Genomic DNA, 21,537 nt, shown 5'->3' with positions numbered 1-21,537 from the left:
AACGAGATAACCTGGGCGTGACGAACGACGCTCCAGCGGCCCAGGCGGTTCACGCGTCGCGCCCGCCGGCCGCACAACGCGGAAGCGAATCAATGGATAAATTGCTGATCGACGGCGGGGCCCGCCTCAATGGCGAGATCACGGTGTCCGGCGCCAAGAATGCGACGTTGCCGATCCTGTGCGCAAGCCTGCTGAGCGCGGAGCCGGTTCAGCTGGAGAACGTGCCGAACCTGCAGGACGTGCGTACCATGTTGAAGTTGCTCGGCCAGATGGGGGTGCGCTCGGAGGTGAACGGCAACGCAGTGACGCTGGACGCGTCGCAGGTCGACAAGCCGGTAGCGCCATACGAGTTGGTCAAGACGATGCGTGCGTCGATTCTCGTGCTTGGGCCACTGGTGGCGCGCTTCGGTCATGCACAAGTGTCGCTGCCTGGCGGATGTGCGATCGGCGCGCGTCCAGTCGATCAGCATATTAAGGGATTGACCGCGATGGGCGCACAGATCTCGATCGAGCACGGCTTCATCGATGCGCGGGCGCGACGCTTGAAGGGCGCGCACGTGATCACTGACATGATTACCGTGACCGGCACGGAGAACCTGCTGATGGCGGCGGTGCTTGCGGACGGGGAAACCGTGCTGGAGAACGCGGCGCGCGAACCGGAGGTCACCGACCTGGCCAACCTGCTGGTCGCGATGGGGGCGAGAATCGACGGGATCGGCACGGACCGGCTCGTGGTGCACGGTGTGCCGCGCCTGCACGGCGCGCGCCACGCGGTGATCCCGGACCGCATCGAGGCCGGCACGTTCCTGTGCGCAGCCGCCGCCACGGGTGGCGACGTCACGCTGCGCGGCGTCACCCCGCTGATCCTGGAGGCCGTCATCGACAAGTTGCGCGAGGCGGGCGCGCAAGTGTCGGCCGGCGATGACTGGATCCGCCTGCGGATGCAAGGCCGTGCGCGTGCGGTATCGTTTCGCACCTCCGAGTATCCGGCGTTTCCGACCGACATGCAGGCGCAGTTCATGGCGCTGAACGCCATTGCGACAGGGACGTCCCAAGTGGTGGAGACGATTTTTGAGAATCGCTTCATGCACGTGCAGGAACTGAACCGGCTTGGCGCGAACATCACGATCGACGGTAATACGGCGCTGGTGACCGGCGTGGACAAGCTGTCCGGCGCGAAAGTGATGGCCACGGACCTGCGCGCGTCGGCCAGCCTTGTCATTGCCGCGTTGGTGGCCGACGGGCAGACGCTGATCGACCGGATTTACCATCTCGATCGTGGCTACGACCGCATGGAGATCAAGCTGGGCGTGCTGGGCGCAAGTGTCAGCCGTGTCAGCGCGAATGCACCGATCGATTTAGTCCGCGGAGCGGTGGCATGAGCACGTCGGCCACGGCCAACATACCGGGCGCGTTGGCGCCGGCAGTCGGGCCGGGCGTGCCGTTGACATTGGCGCTGTCTAAGGGCCGTATCTTCGAGGAGACGTTGCCGCTGCTGGCGGCGGCCGGGATCACGGTGACCGAGGATCCGGAGTCGTCGCGCAAGTTGATTCTGCCCACCACGGATCCGGGCTTGCGCGTGATCATTGTGCGGGCGACCGACGTGCCAACCTACGTCGAGTATGGCGCAGCCGACTTCGGCGTGGCCGGCAAGGACGTGCTGCTCGAGCATGGCGGCGACGGACTGTACCAGCCGATCGATCTGAACATTGCCCGCTGCAGATTGTCAGTCGCGGTGCCGCAGGGTTTCGATTACGTGAATGCGGTGCGGCAAGGCGCCCGGCTGCGGGTGGCCACGAAGTACGTGAACAGCGCGCGCGAGCATTTTGCGACCAAGGGCGTGCACGTGGACCTGATCAAATTGTATGGCTCGATGGAACTGGCGCCGCTGGTGGGCCTGGCTGATGCGATCGTCGACCTGGTCAGCTCCGGCGGCACGCTGCGTGCGAACAACTTGGTCGAGGTCGAGCAGATCATGGAGATCTCGTCGCGGCTGGTGGTCAACCAGGCTGCGCTCAAGCTTAAGCGTACAAAACTCAAGCCCATTCTCGAAGCGTTCGAGCGCCCCAGCAAGGGCGGGGCGCAAGCCGTGGCCGGGCGCCGCGCAGATACCGGGGTGCCCGGCGCGTGATGCCCGCATCACGGGACACAAGGAACTCGTATGGCGATCAAGATCCGCAAACTCGACTCCTCGGATGCCGGTTTCAAGCCGGCGTTGGCGGCCGTGCTCGCATTCGAGGCGAGCGAAGACGAAGCGATCGAGCGCTCGGTCGCGCAGATCTTAGCTGACGTCAAATTACGCGGCGATGCCGCTGTGCTGGAATATACGAAGCGTTTTGACCGGCTGGACGTGGACAGCGTTGCGTCCCTGGAATTGCCGGCTGCCCAGCTGCAGGCGGCACTGGATGCGCTGGAGCCCAAGCGCCGGGCAGCGTTGGAGGCGGCGGCGGCACGCGTGCACGCGTATCACGACAAGCAAAAAATCGAATGTGGCAGCCATAGCTGGCAGTACACCGAGGCGGATGGCACGGTGCTCGGCCAAAAGGTCACGCCGCTGGACCGCGTCGGCGTGTACGTGCCCGGTGGTAAGGCCGCCTACCCGTCGTCGGTGCTGATGAATGCGATTCCGGCGCGCGTGGCTGGCGTGCGCGAAATCGTGATGGTGGTGCCGACGCCGGACGGCGTGGCCAATGACCTCGTGCTGGCTGCCGCGCTGCTTGGCGGCGTGGACCGAGTGTTGACCATCGGGGGCGCCCAGGCCATCGGCGCGCTCGCATACGGTACGGATGCGATCCCGGCCGTGGACAAGATCTGTGGACCGGGCAATGCCTACGTCGCCGCCGCCAAGCGACGAGTGTTCGGCACGGTGGGCATCGACATGATCGCCGGTCCATCGGAGATCTTGGTGTTGTGCGATGGCACCACCGATCCGCGTTGGGTCGCGATGGACCTGTTTTCGCAGGCCGAGCACGATGAACTCGCGCAGTCGATCCTATTGTGTCCGGACGCCGTGTTCATCCGGCGCGTCGAGGAGGCGATTGACCAGCTGATTGGGACGATGCCGCGGCGCGACGTGATCACCCGTTCGCTGCAGGATCGCGGCGCGTTGATCAAGGTCCGGGACATGGCCGAGGCATGCGCGATCGCCAACGACATCGCGCCGGAGCACCTGGAGGTGTCGGCGCTCGAGCCGCATCAATGGGTGCAGCATATTCGCCATGCTGGCGCGATCTTCCTCGGCCGCTACACGAGCGAGAGCCTCGGCGATTATTGTGCGGGCCCGAACCACGTGCTGCCGACTTCCCGTACTGCACGCTTTTCGTCGCCGTTAGGCGTGTATGACTTCCTGAAGCGCTCGAGCGTGATTGAAGTGAGCGCCGAAGGGGCGCAGACGCTGGGTGAAATTGCCGCGGAACTCGCGTATGGCGAGGGCCTGCAGGCGCACGCGCGCAGCGCCGAGTATCGGATGAAGACCGGCGGCTGAACGCACCGGCGGGCAGGCGGGACAGTTTGGATACCAGACTATGACGATACCCCAGGACATCATTCGCGCGGACGTGCTTGCGATGACGAGCTATCCGGTACCGGATGCCGCCGGCTTGATCAAGCTGGACGCAATGGAAAACCCCTACGCGCTGCCGCGGCCGCTTGCGGACCGGCTCGGCGAGCGGCTCGCACAGGTGGCGTTGAACCGCTACCCACTGCCGCGGCCCGGCGCGCTGCTGGACAAGCTCAAGTGCGCGATGCAGGTGCCGGTTGGTTGCGATGTGCTGCTGGGCAACGGCTCGGACGAATTGATCAGCCTGATTGCGACCGCGTGCGCGAAGCCGGGCGCCAAGATCCTGGCGCCGGTACCCGGCTTCGTGATGTATTCGATGTCAGCCAAGCTCGCCCATCTAGAATTCGTTGGTGTGCCACTGAACGTCGATTTGACGCTGGACGTGGGTGCGATGCTGGAGGCCGTCGCTGCACACCAGCCCGCGGTGATCTATCTGGCCTACCCGAACAATCCGACCGGCACGCTGTTCGACGACGCGGATCTCGAGCGAGTTGTGCGCGCGGCCGACCGGTCGCTGGTGGTCATCGACGAGGCGTATCAACCGTTCGCGCAGCGCAGCTGGATGTCGCGGGTCGGCGAGTTCGACAACGTGGTGGTCATGCGCACCGTCTCCAAGCTGGGCCTGGCCGGTATCCGGCTCGGCTATCTGGTCGGTTTGCCGGCCTGGATCAACGAATTCGACAAGGTGCGCCCCCCCTACAACACCAACGTGCTGACGCAGGCGACGGTCGATTTTATGCTTGATCACCTGGAAGTGCTCGATGCGCAGGCCGCTGAGTTGCGTGCCGAGCGGGCGCGACTGGCCGAGGCGATCGGCGCGTTGCCCGGGGCTCACGTGTTCCCGAGTGCGGGGAACTTCTTGCTGGTGCGCGTGCCGGATGCCGCCGCGGTGTTCGACGCGCTGCTCGGCGCACGGATTCTGATCAAAAACGTGAGTAAAATGCATCCGTTGCTGGCTGAGTGCGTGCGGATTACGGTCAGCACGCCGGATGAGAATGCACAATTGCTGGCTGCGTTGAAAAATGTGCTGGTTTAATCGCGTGCGAGTCGCCGTTTAACTTTTTCCGCCATTTTCAGGAATATCCATGCGTATTGCGGAAGTCGTGCGCAACACGAGCGAAACGCAGATCCGGGTCAAGGTCAATCTGGACGGCACCGGCCAGCAGAAGCTGAACACCGGGGTGCCGTTTCTCGATCACATGCTGGATCAAATTGCCCGCCACGGCTTGATCGATCTCGAGGTCAACGCGCTCGGCGACTGGCACATAGACGACCACCATACGGTCGAGGACACCGGCATTACGCTGGGCCAGGCTGTCGCCAAGGCGCTCGGCGACCGTAAGGGCATTCGCCGCTACGGCCACGCGTACGTACCGCTGGACGAAGCATTGTCCCGCGTCGTCATTGATTTTTCCGGACGCCCGGGACTGGAGTTCCATATCCCGTTCACGCGCGCGCGGATCGGCAACTTCGATGTCGATCTAACGATCGAGTTTTTTCGCGGCTTCGTCAATCATGCCGGCGTCACGCTGCATATCGACAACTTGCGCGGCTTGAATGCGCATCACCAGGTTGAGACCGCGTTCAAGGCGTTCGGCCGGGCGCTGCGCATGGCCGCCGAGATCGATGAGCGCGCGGCCGGACAGATCCCGTCAACCAAGGGCAGCCTGTAGAACACGTTGCCACCGTTGCTCAACCGTGCGGTGCCATTTTGCTTGAGCCTAACTGCGCACCAAAGCGCGGCGGAGAAGCGTCGCACGATACGCGTTGCGTCGATATCGGTGGTCTGCGTGATCGCGCGGTATCGGCCACGCTCGGCGAGCGCATTATCTCTTTCTTCGGCATTTCGACGGCGTCGCTTGGGCAACGCGCGCAGCACCCCGCCGAGGAGCGCGACGAGGCCGAGGTGAAGAGCAGCGTGGCCGTCGTGTGCCGCTGGCGATTCCGCTGCTGACGGGGCCGGGGACGATCAGTACCGTAATCGTGTATGCGAACAAGTCGCACTACTGGTGCGAGTTACTCGAACTGATACTGATTGAAAATACTGCTACCGGTACTCAGGTAGCAGGCGAACAGCGCGCGGGGCGGGTGGTGCGACCACCCCGCGCGGTTTTGGGAAGGATGTGTATCAGAAGCGGGTCTGCATGAAAACTTCGATAGCGATTGTCGACTACGGAATGGGCAACCTGCGCTCGGTCTGGCAGGCGATGTTGCGCGCCGCACCACAGGCCGACGTGCAAGTGGTCAGCGACGTGCACAAGGTACGCGCCGCGCATCGCGTGGTGCTGCCCGGTCAAGGGGCGATGCGCGATTGCATGGCGTCGCTGGCCGCCTCGGGGCTGCAGGACGCGGTGCTGGAGGCGACACGCACCAAGCCGGTCCTGGGCGTGTGTGTGGGCGAGCAAATGCTGTTCGACTGGAGTGAGGAGGCTGATACGAAGGGCCTGGGTGTGCTGGGCGGCAAGTGCATGCGTTTTCAACTGGACGGCAAGCTGCAGGACGACGGCTCGCGTTTCAAGGTGCCGCAGATGGGCTGGAACCGGGTGCGGCAGACCCGGCCCCACCCGCTGTGGGATGGCATCGCCGACCAGAGCTTCTTCTATTTCGTGCACAGCTATTATGTGGTACCCGACGACGCGTCTGACACCGTTGGGGAAACGGTGTACGGCGCGCCGTTTACGTCCGCGGTAGCACGGGATAACATTTTTGCCACCCAGTTCCATCCCGAAAAAAGCGCGGAAGCGGGGTTGCGGCTGTATCGCAATTTTGTCCGGTGGAATCCATGATGATTGCTGATGCCTGATGCCTGATGCCTGATGCCTGATGCCTGATGCCTGATGCCTGATGCCCGATGCCCGATGCCCGATGCCCGGTGTTCGGTGTTCGGTGGCGCGCAGCCTTCGGCACTGGGTCGCGCGCCGGCCGGGGCCGCCTTACAACTTGTACTAAACTAGCAAAGACCTGCCGTCACACCGCAACGTGGTGGCAGCCCAATGAATTTTTCACTCCAGACTGACACGCGATAGTTATGTTGCTCATCCCGGCCATCGACCTCAAGGACGGTCAATGTGTGCGCCTGAAGCAAGGCGATATGGAACAGGTGACGGTCTTTTCCGAGGACCCGGCGGCCATGGCCCGTCATTGGGTGGATAACGGTGCGCGTCGGCTTCATCTGGTCGACCTGAATGGCGCGTTCGCCGGCAAGCCGAGGAACGAAGAAGCGATTCGCTCGATCATCGCCGAGGTCGGTGATGAGATTCCGGTGCAGCTCGGTGGCGGGATTCGCGACCTCAATACGATCGAGCGGTACCTGGACGATGGACTGTCGTATGTGATCATCGGTACGGCCGCGGTGAAGAACCCGGGATTCCTGCGGGATGCGTGCAGTGCATTCGGCGGCCATATCATCGTCGGGCTGGACGCGAAGGACGGCAAAGTGGCCACGGACGGCTGGAGCAAGCTGACCGGGCACGAGGTGATCGACTTGGCGCGCAAGTTTGAGGATTACGGCGTCGAGGCGATCGTCTATACCGATATCGGCCGCGACGGTATGTTGCAGGGAATCAACATCGAAGCGACCGTGCGTCTCGCGCAGGCGGTCAAGATTCCGGTGATCGCCAGCGGTGGGCTGTCGAATCTGGCCGACATCGACGCGCTGTGCGCCGTCGAGGACGACGGGATCGAGGGTGTGATTTGTGGGCGCGCGATTTATTCCGGCGAACTCGATTTCACGGCTGCGCAGAACCTTGCCGATTCGCTGCGCGAGTCCAGCGCCTGAAGCTGCGGCGCGCGCCGCGGGTCAGCTGCCCGTGCGCCGCCGTCGCGCTGGCCCCACGCGTTTCACTTTTCAGCACCTACTTTCATGGCTTTACCGAAACGCATCATTCCGTGTCTTGACGTGACCGCCGGACGGGTCGTCAAGGGCGTCAATTTCGTCGAACTGCGCGACGCCGGCGATCCGGTCGAGATCGCGCGGCGCTACGACGAGCAGGGGGCTGACGAACTCACGTTCCTGGACATTACCGCGACGTCCGACGGGCGCGACTTGATCCTGCCGATCATCGAGTCGGTCGCCGCGCGGGTGTTCATTCCGCTGACGGTCGGCGGTGGCGTGCGCACCGTCGAGGACGTACGACGGCTGCTCAACGCAGGCGCCGACAAAGTCAGTGTAAATTCCACCGCGGTGGCCAATCCGCAGTTCGTCCGCGACGTAAGCGAGCGCTACGGTTCGCAGTGCATCGTCGTTGCGATCGACGCGAAGCAGGTCGGTGATTCGCATGAGGCGCCACGTTGGGAGGTGTTTACGCACGGCGGCCGCAAGGCGACTGGGCTCGACGCCGTACAATGGGCGTGTCGGATGGCGCAGTTTGGAGCCGGCGAGATCTTGCTGACCAGCATGGACCGGGATGGTACCAAAAGTGGATTCGATCTGGCGCTCACGCGCGCGGTATCGGACGCGGTGTCGGTGCCGGTCATCGCCTCGGGCGGCGTGGGCTCGCTGCAGCATCTGGCCGACGGGGTCACTGATGGCCGCGCGGACGCGGTATTGGCTGCCAGCATTTTCCACTATGGCGAATACACGGTCGGCGACGTGAAGCGGTTCATGGCCGAACGTGGCATTGCAGTGAGGCAGTAATGGACGGCAACGACTGGCTGGACAAGGTGAAATGGGACGCGAACGGCCTGGTGCCGGTGATCGCGCAGGAAGCGTCGAGCAACGATGTGTTGATGTTCGCGTGGATGAACCGCGAAGCATTGGCCAAGACCATCGAGCTGGGGCGTGCCGTCTATTTTTCCCGCTCGCGCAACAAGCTGTGGTTCAAGGGCGAGGCGTCCGGCCATGTGCAACACGTGCGCGAAGTGCGGCTGGACTGCGACGAGGATGTCGTGCTGTTGAAGGTCGAGCAGGTATCTGGCATTGCCTGCCATACCGGCCGGCATTCGTGTTTTTTTCAGAAATTCGAAGGCACCGTGGACGACGGCGGCTGGATATCGGTCGCCTCCGTCCTGAAGGATCCGGAAAGCATCTATTCATGACCTACCATACTCAACCTATGCTGCACGGGACGGCTGACGCCAGGCGTGCACGGGACGTGAACGACACCCCGCGCGACGTGTTGCTGCGGCTGGCGGCGACGATTGACGGCCGCAAGGGGGGCGATCCCGAGGCCTCTTATGTCGCGCGACTGTTCCACAAGGGCGACGACGCGATTTTGAAAAAGATCGGCGAGGAGGCCACCGAAGTTGTGATGGCGGCCAAGGACGCGCGCCACGAGGGCTCGAGCGCGACGCTGGTGAACGAGGTGGCCGACCTGTGGTTCCATTGTCTTATCATGTTGTCGCATTATGGTGTTGGGCCCAATGACGTGCTGGCCGAACTGCAACGCCGCGAGGGCCTATCGGGCATTGAGGAAAAGGCGTTGCGCAAGCGGCGCGAGCGCGAACAGGATGGTGATTGAGGCATGCGGCAGTGCTGCGGAGCGACGCGATGAATGATCCGTTAGATGGCAACGAGCGTGCGGTGCGCACGGTCCAGCGTGCGCCGCTGGACGAACAGCGGCTGCGCTCGCTCAGAACGCTTACCCATCTGTTGTACGCGCTCTATGCGTTGGTGTGGTTCACTGGCGGCGTGTCGGCCCTGATTGCTGTCATCGTCAATTACGTCAAGCGTGACGATGTTGCCCACACGCCGTACGCCGCGCATTTCGATTGGCAGATTCGCACCTTCTGGTGGGGATTGGTGTGGGGCGGCGTGGGTTTCGTCACGATGGTGATTGTGATCGGTTTCGCCATCTGGTTCGCCGCCGGCGTCTGGGTACTTTACCGGATCATCAAGGGATGGCTGTATCTGAACGACAACAAGCCGTTGCCGGTGCGACAGCGGGCGGCGGCATGACGGTGGGCTGACTGGAAACGTGATATGACGCAATCCGACTGTATCTTTTGCAAGATCGCCAGCGGCGAGTTGCCGAGCAAAAAGGTGTTCGAGAACGACGAATTCGTCGCGTTCCACGATCTGCGGCCGGCAGCTGCCGTGCACGTGCTGGTCATTCCTCGAAAACATATCGAAACACTGTCCCATTGCACGGAAGAAGATGCACCGCTGCTTGGTAGAATGGCAATACTAGTCGCGCGCCTGGCCGAGCAATTGGGTTGCGCATACACCGGTGGGCAAACCGGTTTCCGGACCGTGATCAACACCGGGCCGGGCGGCGGGCAGGAAGTCTACCACCTGCACGCGCATATCCTGGCCGGCCCGCGGCCGTGGTTGAGGATGGGTTGATACACCGCACGCATTCGAAATCGGAGAGTTTTTATGGGTTCGTTAAGTATTTGGCACTGGTTGATCGTGCTGTTGATCGTTGCGTTGGTGTTCGGCACGAAAAAGCTGCGCAACATCGGCAGCGACCTCGGTGGTGCGGTCAAGGGCTTCAAGGAAGGTATGCGCGACGCGCAAGAGGCTAGCACCGACCCGCACAAGGAACTGCCACGCTCCGATACGATCGATGTCGACGCGAAGGAGAAGGCCGGTTCGCGCGATGCGCGTTGAGCGCGCAGCTCGTGCGCTGACTGGTTCCCCGCCATGCTCGACTTAGGCCTTAGCAAGATGGCGCTGATCGGCGTCGTGGCGCTGATCGTGATCGGCCCGAAGAAGCTGCCCGGTGTGGCGCGCACTGCGGGCGCATTGTTCGGCCGTGCCCAGCGCTATGTGAACGACGTCAAGGCGGAGGTGATGCGCGAGATCGAGTTGGACGAGTTGCGCAAGATGAAATCCGACTTCGAGGATGCCGCGCGGGGTATGCAAACCTCGATTCACGAGCACGTGCAGCAGGCGCAAACCGAGTTGACTGATGTTTGGCGTGACGGCACCGGCCCGAGCACGGACAGCGCCGAGCAAGGTGTCGGCGTCGGCACGCCGAATTCGATTTGGCACGACTCGTACAGTGGAGCGGGGCGGACCTCGTCGCGCAAAAACTGGCGAGTCAAGCGCACGGCGACGCCGCTGTGGTACAAACGGGTCGCCGCACGCCGTACCCGTGTACAGTCCGGCGCGGCCCGCGTGGCGCGGCATACGCCGCCTAACCTGCGGCGTCCGATCCGTTTCCTGTGATTCGGTACCGTTTCCTGTCCACTTTTTCTCCGTCCCAGGCCGCTGTGAGCGAAGCTCCGCAAAATCCGCAGAACCAAGACACCGAAGAAACGTTTATTTCGCATTTGATCGAGTTGCGCACGCGGGTGATCCGCGCCTCCGTCTCGGTGCTGGTGGTATTCGTGTCGCTGGTCTATTGGGCGCCGGACATTTTCCGGTTGCTGGCTCATCCGCTGATGGTGAACTTGCCCAAAGGCGGCAAGATGATCGTCACCGACGTCACAGGCTCGTTTTTCGTGCCAATGAAGGTGACGATGCTGGTCGCGTTCGTGATCGCGCTGCCGGTGGTGCTGTACCAGATCTGGGCGTTTATTGCGCCGGGCCTGTACCAACATGAGAAAAAGCTTGTGGTGCCCCTGGTTTCGAGCAGCTACGCGCTGTTTCTGTGCGGGATGGCGTTCGCGTATTTCGTCGTTTTTCCGACTGTCTTCCGCGTGATGGCGCACTACAATGCGCCGCTCGGCGCCGAGATGTCGACGGATATCGACAATTATCTGAGCTTTGTGTTGACGATGTTCATCGCGTTCGGCGTGACGTTTGAAGTGCCGATCGTCGTCGTGTTGCTCGCGAAGCTGAATCTGGTGACGGTGAAGAAGCTCAAAGAAGTGCGTCCGTACGTGATCGTCGGCGCGTTCGTGGTCGCCGCCATCGTGACGCCGCCCGACGTTTTCTCCCAACTCATTCTCGCGGTGCCGCTGGTCGTGCTATACGAACTCGGGATCATTGCGGCACGGCTGCTGGTCACTGGGCAGCCGGACAGCGAGCCCCGAAGCGAAGAGGCAAAATAGCGGCGCGGGCGGGTCGTGCGCTCCTTTCTGCTGAGCGCCGCGCGGCGGCGCCCGTCACTAATCGTCGTCGCCGTTGTCCAGCGCTTGCTTGGGTGGCGGCGGGCGCTTGCCGATCGTCACGTCGATGTCCATTTCGTGCGACTTGCGCCACAGGTGCACCTTCGCGACCGTGCCGGGCTTAATCAGCGCGATTACGTTGAGCAGGCTCGTCGTGTCGGTGATGTCCTCATCGTTGACCTTCACGAGGATATCGCCCGGCTTGATACCGGCCTTGTCCGCCGGTCCGCCTCGCAGAACGCCCGCCACGATTGCGCCCGTTTTCTGCTGCAGGCCAAATGACTCTGCAATTTCCGGTGTCACGTCTTGAGGCTCGACGCCGATCCAGCCGCGCGTGACCGTGCCCGTCGTGATGATGCTCTCGAGCACGCTGCGTGCCGTGGACACTGGAATGGCAAAGCCGATTCCCAGCGAGCCGCCGCTGCGCGAATAGATCGCGGTATTGATGCCGAGCAAGTTGCCGTTCACATCGACCAGTGCGCCGCCGGAATTGCCCGGGTTGATCGGCGCATCGGTCTGAATAAAGTTTTCGAACGTGTTGATCCCTAGGTGATTGCGTCCGAGCGCGCTGATAATGCCCATTGTCACCGTTTGGCCGACCCCGAACGGATTGCCGATCGCCAACACGACGTCGCCCACGCGCGCATTCTCCATCCGTCCGAGCGTGATCGTCGGCAGGTTGGGTAGATTGATCTTGAGCACCGCCAGATCCGTTTCCGGGTCTACGCCGATCATTTTCGCGTTCGCCGTGCGCCCGTCGGCCAACGCGACCTCAATCTCGTCGGCGCCGTCCACCACGTGCTGGTTCGTTAGAATGTAGCCCTCCGAGCTCACAATGACGCCGGAGCCGAGGTTGGACGCGGGCTCCTGGCGTTTGCGCTCGTAATTGCGATCGCCGAAGAAATAGCGGAACAGCGGGTCGTTGGCGCGCGGATCCGGCATCTGAGCGCCGTCCTTGCTGGAAAATACGTTCACCACCGCTGGCATCGCGCGCTGGGCGGCGTCTGCATATGACGTGACCAGGCCGCGGCCCGCAATGCCCGGGGCGACCTCCTGCAGCGCGACGATCGGGGACGCCAGCTGTTGCCCGAGGTTACCTTGGCGCTGCAGCCAGTGCGGCTTTAGCGTCGCGACGATGAACATCAACGCGAGCAGTACCGTCACCGCCTGCGCAAAGAACAGCCAAAAGCGTCTAAGCATTTGAACTTATGGGGCTTGCATGGATCGAAATGAGCTTGAATTGTACTTGAACGGGTTGCTCGAAACGTCGCGGTTCCGAGACTATTGCCCCAACGGCTTGCAAGTCGAGGGCCGTCGCCGGATCGAGAGGGTGGTCACCGGCGTGACCGCTTGCGCGGCGTTGCTCGAGGCGGCGATCGACTGGAAAGCTGACGCGGTGCTCGTACATCACGGGTATTTTTGGAAGAACGAAACGCCGCAAATCACGGGCCAAAAGTATCGGCGATTGCGCCTTCTGATCCAGAATGACATCAACCTGTTGGCCTACCATCTGCCGCTGGATGCTCACGCGGAATTGGGCAACAACGCGCAACTCGGTGCGCGGATGGGCTGGCTGGCCGACGCACGGTTCGGTGACAACGATCTCGGCTTCATCGCCACGCTGCCGATGCCCACGTCGCTGTCGCATCTGGCCGCGCAGGTCGGCAATACGCTTGGACGCGCGCCGCTCGTGCTCGGCGATCCCGATCGCAAGTTGCGCCGTGTTGCGTGGTGCACCGGCGCCGCGCAAGGCTACTTCGACGATGCAATCCGGGCCGGTGCCGAGGTCTACCTAAGCGGCGAAGTATCCGAGCCCACCACCCACTTGGCGGCGGAGTCTGGCGTGGCGTATGTGTCGGCCGGCCACCATGCGACCGAACGTTACGGCGTGCAGGCCATCGGGGCCCACTTGGCCGACACATTCGGCTTGGAACACCTGTTTATCGACATCGATAATCCGGTCTAGCTGGGCTGCGTCGATATCTGCGCCGACAAACTCACATGTGTCGGCGAGGAACGACTGATGCGGCATATCGCCGCACCCGCACCCGCACCCGCACCCGTGCCGTGCCAGGGGGCATGCGCCGCCGCATCCCGCACATCACGCCGCCGCATCTGGCACATCGCACCGCCGGGTCGGGCCTACCACGGAGCGCGTGCGTCAGTCGCAGCGCCCGCGGATCCCGCGCGACGTCGATTTCGCGGTTCTTGTTAAGTATTTGCTTAATTTTAGATGCTGTGCTGTACGAATCGGTGTCGCCAAACCCTTGCGCAGCAAGCCTTTACGCGGCAGGCTGTAACCAAGGCTTGTAAATGGCGGCTGCATTCCCGCACACTACAAGTGGGTAGCCGAAGGAAGCTGGAGTCCAACCAAGAAGTGGGGCGTGTGATGCGAGACAAGGAAGACAATCGCGTCGATGGCAGCCGCCGTACCTGGCTGATAGCGACGTCAGTAGCAGGTGGAGTGGGGGGCATGACAAGCCTGGTGCCGTTTGCTGCATCGCTGGCACCGTCCGAAAAGGCCAAGGCCGCAGGTGCGCCGGTCGAAGTGGACATCAGTGCTCTGAAGCCCGGCGAGATGATGACCGTTGCATGGCGCGGCAAGCCTGTGTGGATCATCAATCGTACCGAGCAGATGCTGGCCGAGGTCATCAAGGCCGATGGCGAGGTCGCCGATCCGCACACCCAAAATCCGTTTTCGATCCCGCTCCCCGAGTATTGCCAGAACGAATACCGCTCCCGTCCCGAGCACAAGAACATCCTCGTGCTTGTGGGCATCTGCACACACCTGGGCTGCTCGCCGAGCCCGCGCTTTTCGCCGGGTCCCCAGCCGAACCTGCCGGCCCATTGGCCGGGCGGTTGGCTGTGTCCGTGCCATGGCTCGACCTTTGACTTGGCCGGCCGCGTGTTCAAGAACAAGCCCGCACCGCAAAACCTCGATGTACCGCCGTTCATGTTCAAGACGGCCACGCAGCTCGTGATTGGCCAGGACGAGAAGGGAGAGGCGTAAATGGCGACGACGGACAATCCTGATGAAGGCGCGGGCCTGCTTGGCTGGATCGATCGCCGCTTTCCGCTGAGTTCCACCTGGAAGGCGCACGTATCCGAGTACTACGCGCCAAAAAACTTCAACTTCTGGTATTTCTTCGGCTCACTGGCCCTGCTCGTGCTGGTGATCCAGATCGTCACCGGCATCTTCCTAGTGATGAACTACAAGCCCGACGCGCAGCTGGCGTTTGCGTCGGTCGAGTACATCATGCGCGAAGTGCCGTGGGGCTGGCTGATCCGGTACATGCATTCGACTGGCGCATCGATGTTTTTCGTCGTCGTCTATCTGCACATGTTCCGGGGGCTGCTGTACGGTTCCTATCGCAAGCCGCGCGAACTGGTGTGGATCTTCGGCTGCCTGATCTTCCTGTGCCTGATGGCCGAAGCGTTCTTCGGCTATTTGTTGCCGTGGGGCCAGATGTCGTTCTGGGGCGCGCAGGTCATCGTGAACTTGTTCTCCGCGATTCCGTTCATCGGTCCGGACCTGTCGCTGTGGATCCGTGGCGACTACGTCGTATCGGATGTCACGTTGAACCGCTTTTTTGCGTTTCACGTGATCGCGATTCCGCTGGTGCTGATCGGTCTGGTCGTTGTTCACATCATCGCGCTGCACGAAGTCGGCTCGAACAACCCCGACGGTATCGAGATCAAGGCCAAGAAAAATGCAAACGGCATTCCGCTGGATGGCATCCCGTTCCATCCGTACTACTCGGTGCACGACTTTTTTGGCGTCTGCGTCTTTCTGCTCGTGTTCTGCGCGATCATTTTCTTCGCACCCGAGATGGGCGGCTATTTCCTCGAGGCGAACAACTTCGTGCCGTCCGACCCACTCAAGACGCCGACCGAAATTGCGCCGGTCTGGTACTTCACCGCGTTCTACGCGATGCTGCGTGCGACGACGGACGACTTCAAGATCGTGTTGATGATCGTGGCCGGGTTGCTCGGCGTGCTCGGATTGATCAAGGCCCGCGGGGGGATGAAGAAGATTGGCTCGGTCATGGTTGCCGCGCTCGTGATCCTCGCGATGGTCAGCACCCAGGCCAAGTTCTGGGGCGTCATCGTCATGGGCGGAGCCGTTCTCACGCTGTTTTTCCTGCCGTGGCTCGATCGCAGCCCGGTCAAATCCATCCGCTATCGTCCGGACTTTCATCGATTCTTCTATGGGATCTTCATCGTCGTCTTCCTGACACTGGCCTTTCTCGGCACGCGGCCTCCATCCCCGGCCGCGACCGTGATCGCGCAGGCTTGCACGCTAGTGTATTTCGCATTCTTCCTCGGGATGCCGTTCTGGACTCGCCTGGGCACATTCAAGCAGCCGCCCGAGCGCGTGACCTTCAAGCCGCATTGAACGCGGGAATCGGACGTGAACGGAGAATACCGATGAAGAAATGGCTTTCGATACTTGCGCTGCTGACAGCAGCGCTGGCTGCCACGTTGGGCGTGGCCCATGCCGAGGAGGATATCGTCCTCGATCGCGCGCCGGACCGCACCAACAATCTCGCGTCGCTGCAACATGGCGCGCAGTTGTTTGTGAACTACTGTCTGAACTGCCACAGCGCGAGCATGCTGCGCTATAGCAAGCTGCAGTCGATCGGCATTTCGCAGAAGGCAATCGAGGACAACCTGTTATTTAGCGGCGGCAAAATTGGTGACACGATGACCGTTGCGATGCGCCCGGCCGATGCGCAGGAGTGGTTTGGCGTCGCGCCGCCAGACTTGTCGCTCGAGGCGCGCGCGCGAGGCGTGGACTGGCTGTACACGTACTTGCGCACGTTTTATCGCGACCCAACGCGGCCGACCGGGTGGAACAACCTCGCGTTCCCGAATGTCGGAATGCCCCATGTACTGTGGCAACTGCAGGGCGTGCGCGACGCGAAATTCATTGAACATAAAGGTGAGGACGGTGAGGTGACACACCAGTTCGACGGCTTTACCCAGGTGACCAACGGGACGCTTGCGCCGATAGACTATGATTCGTCTGTCGCCGACCTTGTCTCCTACCTTGCCTGGATGTCAGAGCCGACACGCAAGACGCGCGAGCGCATAGGCGTGTGGGTACTGCTGTTTCTCGGCGTGCTGACCCTGTGCGCGTGGAGACTCAACGCCGCGTACTGGAAAGATATCAAGTAAACACGCCGTTAGCGGTGTGGGGCTGGCAGCGAAGAAGACCGGCATGGGGCGGTCTTCTCAGCACTGGCCCTTCGGTTTTTTGAGGAAAGTAAAAATGATGGTTTTGTATTCCGGCACCACTTGTCCATTCTCCCAGCGTTGCCGGTTGGTGTTGTTCGAAAAGGGCATGGACTTTGAGATCCGCGATGTTGACCTGTTCAACAAACCGGAGGACATCTCGGTGATGAACCCGTACGGGCAGGTGCCGATCCTCGTGGAGCGCGACCTGATCCTGTACGAGTCGAACATCATCAACGAGTATATCGACGAACGTTTCCCCCATCCGCAATTGATGCCTGCCGATCCGGTCCAGCGTGCCCGTGCACGGCTGTTCCTGCTCAATTTTGAGAAAGAGCTGTTCGTGCACGTTGGCACGCTCGAGAATGAGAAGGGCAAGACAGCCGAGAAAGCGCACGAGCGCGCGCGCGCGGCGATTCGAGACCGGTTGACGCAACTGGCACCGATTTTCGTCAAGAACAAGTACATGCTGGGCGAAGAGTTCTCGATGCTCGACGTCGCGATCGCGCCGCTGTTGTGGCGCCTGGACCACTACGGCATCGAACTGTCCAAGAATGCAGCGCCGCTGATGAAATATGCGGAACGCATTTTTAGCCGGCCTGCCTATATCGAGGCGTTGACGCCATCCGAGAAGGTGATGCGTCGTTAAGCGGCGGCGGGCTTGCGTCCCCAGCCGTAACTGCTTGCCGGTGTGGCGCCCGTGTGTCGGGCGCGACGCGTCGGCAGTTCAAGGAACAATAATGCAAGAGATTTCCACTAAGCCCTATTTGTTGCGCGCGCTCTATGAGTGGTGCACGGACAATGGATTTACGCCGCATATCGCGGCGAAGGTTGACAACCGCACGCGCGTACCCCGGCAGTTCGTGCGTGACGGCGAAATCGTGCTTAACATCAGCTTCGATGCGACCAGTCAGTTGCAAATGGGCAACGACGTGATCGAATTCCTCGCGCGCTTCTCCGGCAAATCGCACAAGATCGAGGTGCCGGTGAGCAACATTTTGGCGATTTATGCGCGCGAGAACGGGCAGGGAATGGCGTTCCCGGTCGAGGGGGTTCCGCAGGAGCCGGTTGAAGGCGCGCCGGAATTCGAGGCGCTCGCGGCAGATGAATTCTACGATATGACGCCGAAGGAGAAGCAACGCGTGCTGCGTGAGCGCGTGTTGCAGCAGGCGGGACAGAGCGGGCCGGCCACGGTCGGCCGTGACGTGCAGCGCGGGCAGCACGCAGAGGGTCCGATTGTGCAAGGGCCCGATGCCGGCGAGGCCGCGGGCGAGGGTCGGAAGGACAGTAGTCGCAAGCATCTGAAAGTGATCAAATGATCTTTTGCCGCAGACCAGCGGCTGTAGTATACTATTCTGCTACGCCGGCTTAGCTCATCTGGTAGAGCAGTTGATTTGTAATCATCAGGTGGCGGGTTCGAGTCCTGCAGCCGGCACCAATACTGACGCGGGTCCCAGTGAATGGGGCCCGCTTTTTTTGTTCTACAAAACCCGCTTTGTTCTACAAAATTGCTTTTGCTGACAAGATGGAGGCCGCGTAGCGCGCTCCGAAGGGCCAATTGGCAGTTAAGTACTTCACGCCGATCGGTGCTGCATGACCGCCGCAACAGAAGCCGCCGCCGGTTACCATCCCAGCCGACGGAAGGCGGCTGACCATGCTGATAGTGCCCCTGTCACCGGTCGATTGGCGATTGGATAAGAGCGAGACGAATGGAAAAGGTTGACGCACACTTGCCAAGCTTGACTACCGGGCGAAGCAAGGCCGTATCAGCCGACAATGAGCGCGACAGCGCCAAGCGTGACAAAGAAACTTTTGTTATCTGAGCTACAACCAGGCGTATTTACACACATCGTTTGCAAACAAAATTGTGTCGCAGCTGTCTGGGAAACGCCTTTGTGTATTTAGCGCGTTGAAGGGGTGGACTTGTTCGATGATGTTGTTTGTTTTGTCGCACCTGGATGCGCATGCGCCGCTTGGCGTTTAGCGTTGTCCTTTTCCAGATAACAAGAGCGCGCCTAACGAGTAGAAGATTCCAATACCGTGGCAATAGCCAAAGGATAGGCCGCTTTTGACTTCAACACAGCCGTGCAGCGAGTTTTGGCGGGCAAATTTTTGCCCTATCGGGTTGACGAGCCAAAGCCAGGATGACCGACTTTGTACATGCATTATCAGCAATGGTTAAAAAAAACCGTTCACCCATGTGTTACAAAGTCGGCGTAATCCTATTCTCATCTGCCCGGGTGGCCGTGCGACATTAGACTATTGTGCGTGCAGTATCGCTTCGCGCTGCGCTCTTCTCACTTCTTGCTAAGCTTGCCGATGGACTTTGATTTAAACGCCACTTTGAACAACACGCAAGCCGCCATTTACGCGAGCGATGAACAAGCCCGCCCACAGGCTACGGCTGCACCGCCCACGGGTGTGAAGCGATCGGCGAGCCCGGTACCCGACACATCGCTAAAAAAGCCGAAAACTCACACTGCGCTGCCGGATAAAGTAATTTTGACTATTGCGGATCATTTGCCGGCTAATGATATTCCTGCATTTTCACTACTGGACAAGCGCACTTATCACCTAATGGAGGAAAAGCAATGGGCCGCGCACTGCGCCAAGCAAGCGGGCAATGTCCGTGATCTCGCGTCGTGGCAACAGCTGATTGATGACATCGAGCGTATCCAGGCTGCACCGAGCCTGCGGGCCGAACCCCTCCTAGCGCTCTCTACACGATTTCTGTATTTACCCCCGCAGCAGCGAGTCGAAGCATTCGAACGACTGTTCACGGCGGCCGAGCGTGTCCCGGAACAAGGCTTTCGAATACAAAAAAGGTTGCTATTATCACAGCGCAGTTACACATGCCCGCAAAGAATATTCGATTTTGCCTATGCAATGGCCGAAAGACGTCGACCTGACCAAGAGAATTTCTGGCCCGAGCTGGCCGAATTGCTTGGGGAGGTGGACTATCAACGTTTTAACTTACGAGCACCTCAGCGTGAAAGGTATCAGGCGTTGCTCAACCGGCTTGCGCACCTAGACCCGTCTGAACAAGCTAAGCTGATCCCCCCATTGGCTGATCGACTGACACTTAGCAGAGAGGAGGCCCCCGACTTGGCCTCTTTGGCCTTGGCACAGCAGCAGGTACACCAGCAGATTGCTTCTCAGCAAGGCGCATCGGTCGACACATTGGCCGCTGCTACACGGGATTTGTCCGAAGCAGAGCGTGACGCGCACTTGGCAGCAATGGTTAACCAAGCAAGACTTAACCAAATCAATACTCTAAGACGTAGAGAAAGCAATATTCTCTCGGCCTATATGGCCTTGCTACAGCAAACACGATCGCTGCCTCCCTCTCAGCAAGGCGCATCGGTCGGCGCGTTGGCCGCTGCTACACAGGATTTGCCCGAAGCAGAGCGTGCCGTGCGCTATGCAGAAATGCGACAACTAGCATTATCGCTTTCGGACGAGCAGTTGGGAATGGCGCTACACCGTCTTCCAGTGGGGTTAACTGGATTGCCACCCGAGCAACACGCGCACGAACTTCAATTACTGGAACCTGCGCTATTGCGCGTGCTGCCCGCGCAGCGCGTGCAGGCCGCCCTCGGTTTGCTGAGATGTAGTCCCCAGCTGAACGACGTACTCTCAAGGCAGGTATGGCAGCGTGCGTTGCAGCTGCTTGACGGCAGCAGTGAAGCGGAATTATTGGAGTTATTTAGTGGTTCAAGGCTCGTGTCCGCCATAGAGTTCTCAATGCATGGCGGAAAACGGCACGATGCCGTCAATGAAATTTTGGCTTTTGTGGACCGCAACCGCGTCACTGAGTCCACTCGTGCAATGATGTTCACGCATATGCCATTATTATTTGCGGCCATGGGATCCACAGGGCGTCTTCAGGTCGCACTCGGTCTATTGCGATATAGTTCCCAGCTGAACGACGTGCATTCAAAACAAGTGTGGCAACGTACGCTACGGCTGTTTCGCGGCTATCTTGCAACGGAAATATTGGAGGTGCTGAGCCAGGCAAGACAAGAGGGCGTGACAACCGCAATGAGCGACCAGAAATGGCAAGATGCCGTCAACGAAATCACGGATTTTTCAAAACGCAGCGGCTTCACTGCGTCCAGTCATGCAACGCTACTCGCGCATATACCGTGGTTACGCAACCCTAATTTGGAGCGGCCTAGGCAGCAGCGGCTCGAGTTGGAGACGAGGGGTAATGCGTGCCAAATGCGTCCCGAAAACTACCCCCCCTACCATAGGCCACAATAAGTTCGTCACCAGCCTCGGCTTATAACGGGCAGTCCTAGAGCCGCAATGGCACGTTGCGGTGCGCTCGAGACCGCGCAGCTGTCCGCTTGCGATGATTTGGACGCAGTGCGGGCTTGGCTGTCCAATTACGCTGGCATGAAAACGAAGTTTGAGAACTACCGCAAGAAAGGGCAATCATCAGATGGCGGGTTCGAGCCTGCCGTAGGTGCCAAACAAATCAATGGGTTACGCGATATTTGCGTAACCCATTGGCGTTTCCAAAACCCATTTATGCTATATGATCCCGATTTTGAACGCCAGATGAAGCTGGTGGAAGAGATCATGCATGACGACCGCGGCATCTTGCGGGCGCTTGCCAAGTGGCCGCTTGGCGATGGATTCGCGCGGACCTGATCTATGCTGTGCATGATCGCCGAAACCGCATCGCAAAGACCCGCGCTTACCGATTGGTCCGCGCCCGGTTTTAAGGAGGAGTCCATGCGGAT

24 protein-coding genes, 1 tRNA gene and 1 pseudogene are annotated in these 21,537 nt (G+C 60.7%); 25 read left to right on the top strand and 1 reads right to left on the bottom strand.

The window, feature by feature from the left end:
- Nucleotides 1-92: 92 nt before the first annotated feature.
- The 16 genes and pseudogenes from murA (at nucleotide 93) to tatC (ending at nucleotide 11,497) form a co-directional block, all read left to right on the top strand.
- Nucleotides 93-1,382, top strand: coding sequence for a UDP-N-acetylglucosamine 1-carboxyvinyltransferase (murA, locus tag B0O95_RS10060; RefSeq protein WP_370641741.1), 1,290 nt, complete (start codon nucleotides 93-95; stop codon nucleotides 1,380-1,382).
- Complete coding sequence (gene hisG, locus B0O95_RS10055) at nucleotides 1,379-2,131, top strand: ATP phosphoribosyltransferase (protein ID WP_233203285.1); 753 nt, start codon at nucleotides 1,379-1,381, stop codon at nucleotides 2,129-2,131. Before murA ends, hisG begins: the two co-directional genes overlap by 4 nt.
- Before the next feature lie 30 nt (nucleotides 2,132-2,161).
- Complete coding sequence (gene hisD, locus B0O95_RS10050; protein WP_104077794.1) at nucleotides 2,162-3,484, top strand: histidinol dehydrogenase; 1,323 nt, start codon at nucleotides 2,162-2,164, stop codon at nucleotides 3,482-3,484.
- Between the two features lie 40 nt (nucleotides 3,485-3,524).
- Nucleotides 3,525-4,595, top strand: a complete 1,071-nt coding sequence (gene hisC, locus B0O95_RS10045; RefSeq protein ID WP_104077793.1) for a histidinol-phosphate transaminase — start codon at nucleotides 3,525-3,527, stop codon at nucleotides 4,593-4,595.
- 49 nt (nucleotides 4,596-4,644) lie between these two features.
- The gene (gene hisB, locus B0O95_RS10040) at nucleotides 4,645-5,232 is read left to right on the top strand and encodes an imidazoleglycerol-phosphate dehydratase HisB (RefSeq protein WP_104077792.1); all 588 of its coding nucleotides are present in this window, start codon (nucleotides 4,645-4,647) and stop codon (nucleotides 5,230-5,232) included.
- Nucleotides 5,233-5,238: 6 nt separating this feature from the next.
- Nucleotides 5,239-5,596: pseudogene (locus B0O95_RS10035) on the top strand (MarC family protein); the annotation flags it as partial.
- A gap of 107 nt (nucleotides 5,597-5,703) precedes the next feature.
- Nucleotides 5,704-6,345, top strand: coding sequence for an imidazole glycerol phosphate synthase subunit HisH (hisH, locus tag B0O95_RS10030; RefSeq protein WP_104077791.1), 642 nt, complete (start codon nucleotides 5,704-5,706; stop codon nucleotides 6,343-6,345).
- Nucleotides 6,346-6,587: 242 nt separating this feature from the next.
- Complete coding sequence (gene hisA, locus B0O95_RS10025) at nucleotides 6,588-7,337, top strand: 1-(5-phosphoribosyl)-5-[(5-phosphoribosylamino)methylideneamino]imidazole-4-carboxamide isomerase (RefSeq protein ID WP_104077790.1); 750 nt, start codon at nucleotides 6,588-6,590, stop codon at nucleotides 7,335-7,337.
- An 84-nt stretch (nucleotides 7,338-7,421) separates the two neighbouring features.
- Nucleotides 7,422-8,195, top strand: a complete 774-nt coding sequence (gene hisF, locus B0O95_RS10020; RefSeq protein WP_104077789.1) for an imidazole glycerol phosphate synthase subunit HisF — start codon at nucleotides 7,422-7,424, stop codon at nucleotides 8,193-8,195.
- Complete coding sequence (gene hisI / locus B0O95_RS10015; RefSeq protein ID WP_104077788.1) at nucleotides 8,195-8,596, top strand: phosphoribosyl-AMP cyclohydrolase; 402 nt, start codon at nucleotides 8,195-8,197, stop codon at nucleotides 8,594-8,596. Before hisF ends, hisI begins: the two co-directional genes overlap by 1 nt.
- Before the next feature lie 17 nt (nucleotides 8,597-8,613).
- The gene (locus B0O95_RS10010) at nucleotides 8,614-9,018 is read left to right on the top strand and encodes a phosphoribosyl-ATP diphosphatase (RefSeq protein ID WP_104077787.1); all 405 of its coding nucleotides are present in this window, start codon (nucleotides 8,614-8,616) and stop codon (nucleotides 9,016-9,018) included.
- A gap of 29 nt (nucleotides 9,019-9,047) precedes the next feature.
- On the top strand, nucleotides 9,048-9,455 hold the full coding sequence (locus B0O95_RS10005; RefSeq protein ID WP_104077848.1) for a DUF4870 family protein: 408 nt from the start codon (nucleotides 9,048-9,050) through the stop codon (nucleotides 9,453-9,455).
- 24 nt (nucleotides 9,456-9,479) lie between these two features.
- Nucleotides 9,480-9,842 carry a histidine triad nucleotide-binding protein gene (locus B0O95_RS10000; RefSeq protein WP_076785583.1) on the top strand — a complete coding sequence of 121 codons (363 nt, stop codon included), beginning with the start codon at nucleotides 9,480-9,482 and terminating at the stop codon, nucleotides 9,840-9,842.
- 33 nt (nucleotides 9,843-9,875) lie between these two features.
- On the top strand, nucleotides 9,876-10,109 hold the full coding sequence (gene tatA, locus B0O95_RS09995; RefSeq protein ID WP_104077786.1) for a Sec-independent protein translocase subunit TatA: 234 nt from the start codon (nucleotides 9,876-9,878) through the stop codon (nucleotides 10,107-10,109).
- A gap of 33 nt (nucleotides 10,110-10,142) precedes the next feature.
- The gene (gene tatB / locus B0O95_RS09990; protein WP_104077785.1) at nucleotides 10,143-10,670 is read left to right on the top strand and encodes a Sec-independent protein translocase protein TatB; all 528 of its coding nucleotides are present in this window, start codon (nucleotides 10,143-10,145) and stop codon (nucleotides 10,668-10,670) included.
- A gap of 44 nt (nucleotides 10,671-10,714) precedes the next feature.
- On the top strand, nucleotides 10,715-11,497 hold the full coding sequence (gene tatC, locus B0O95_RS09985) for a twin-arginine translocase subunit TatC (protein WP_104077784.1): 783 nt from the start codon (nucleotides 10,715-10,717) through the stop codon (nucleotides 11,495-11,497).
- Between the two features lie 57 nt (nucleotides 11,498-11,554).
- On the opposite strand, the gene B0O95_RS09980 is transcribed toward tatC, so the two are convergent.
- On the bottom strand, nucleotides 11,555-12,754 hold the full coding sequence (locus B0O95_RS09980; protein ID WP_104077783.1) for a Do family serine endopeptidase: 1,200 nt from the start codon (nucleotides 12,752-12,754) through the stop codon (nucleotides 11,555-11,557).
- 19 nt (nucleotides 12,755-12,773) lie between these two features.
- On the opposite strand from B0O95_RS09980, the gene B0O95_RS09975 reads away from it, so the two are divergent.
- From B0O95_RS09975 to B0O95_RS09935, 9 genes are all read left to right on the top strand, one after another.
- A complete protein-coding gene (locus tag B0O95_RS09975) occupies nucleotides 12,774-13,520 on the top strand; it encodes a Nif3-like dinuclear metal center hexameric protein (protein WP_104077782.1) in 747 nt (248 codons plus the stop codon).
- Nucleotides 13,521-13,943: 423 nt separating this feature from the next.
- The gene (gene petA / locus B0O95_RS09970) at nucleotides 13,944-14,564 is read left to right on the top strand and encodes a ubiquinol-cytochrome c reductase iron-sulfur subunit (protein WP_104077781.1); all 621 of its coding nucleotides are present in this window, start codon (nucleotides 13,944-13,946) and stop codon (nucleotides 14,562-14,564) included.
- Nucleotides 14,565-15,950, top strand: a complete 1,386-nt coding sequence (locus B0O95_RS09965; RefSeq protein WP_104077780.1) for a cytochrome b — start codon at nucleotides 14,565-14,567, stop codon at nucleotides 15,948-15,950.
- 32 nt (nucleotides 15,951-15,982) lie between these two features.
- On the top strand, nucleotides 15,983-16,732 hold the full coding sequence (locus B0O95_RS09960; RefSeq protein ID WP_104077779.1) for a cytochrome c1: 750 nt from the start codon (nucleotides 15,983-15,985) through the stop codon (nucleotides 16,730-16,732).
- A 94-nt stretch (nucleotides 16,733-16,826) separates the two neighbouring features.
- Nucleotides 16,827-17,438, top strand: a complete 612-nt coding sequence (locus B0O95_RS09955) for a glutathione S-transferase N-terminal domain-containing protein (RefSeq protein ID WP_041753298.1) — start codon at nucleotides 16,827-16,829, stop codon at nucleotides 17,436-17,438.
- A gap of 91 nt (nucleotides 17,439-17,529) precedes the next feature.
- Nucleotides 17,530-18,108, top strand: a complete 579-nt coding sequence (locus B0O95_RS09950) for a ClpXP protease specificity-enhancing factor (protein WP_104077778.1) — start codon at nucleotides 17,530-17,532, stop codon at nucleotides 18,106-18,108.
- 43 nt (nucleotides 18,109-18,151) lie between these two features.
- Nucleotides 18,152-18,227, top strand: a tRNA-Thr gene (locus B0O95_RS09945).
- A gap of 881 nt (nucleotides 18,228-19,108) precedes the next feature.
- Nucleotides 19,109-21,052, top strand: a complete 1,944-nt coding sequence (locus B0O95_RS09940) for a hypothetical protein (RefSeq protein WP_146064047.1) — start codon at nucleotides 19,109-19,111, stop codon at nucleotides 21,050-21,052.
- 135 nt (nucleotides 21,053-21,187) lie between these two features.
- Nucleotides 21,188-21,445, top strand: coding sequence for a hypothetical protein (locus tag B0O95_RS09935; RefSeq protein ID WP_233203283.1), 258 nt, complete (start codon nucleotides 21,188-21,190; stop codon nucleotides 21,443-21,445).
- The last annotated feature ends 92 nt before the right edge of the window (nucleotides 21,446-21,537 follow it).

The sequence above is a fragment of the Mycetohabitans endofungorum genome, from assembly GCF_002927045.1.
In the GTDB taxonomy this organism is placed as follows: domain Bacteria; phylum Pseudomonadota; class Gammaproteobacteria; order Burkholderiales; family Burkholderiaceae; genus Mycetohabitans; species Mycetohabitans endofungorum.
This window is presented reverse-complemented; position numbering and strand designations above follow the sequence as displayed.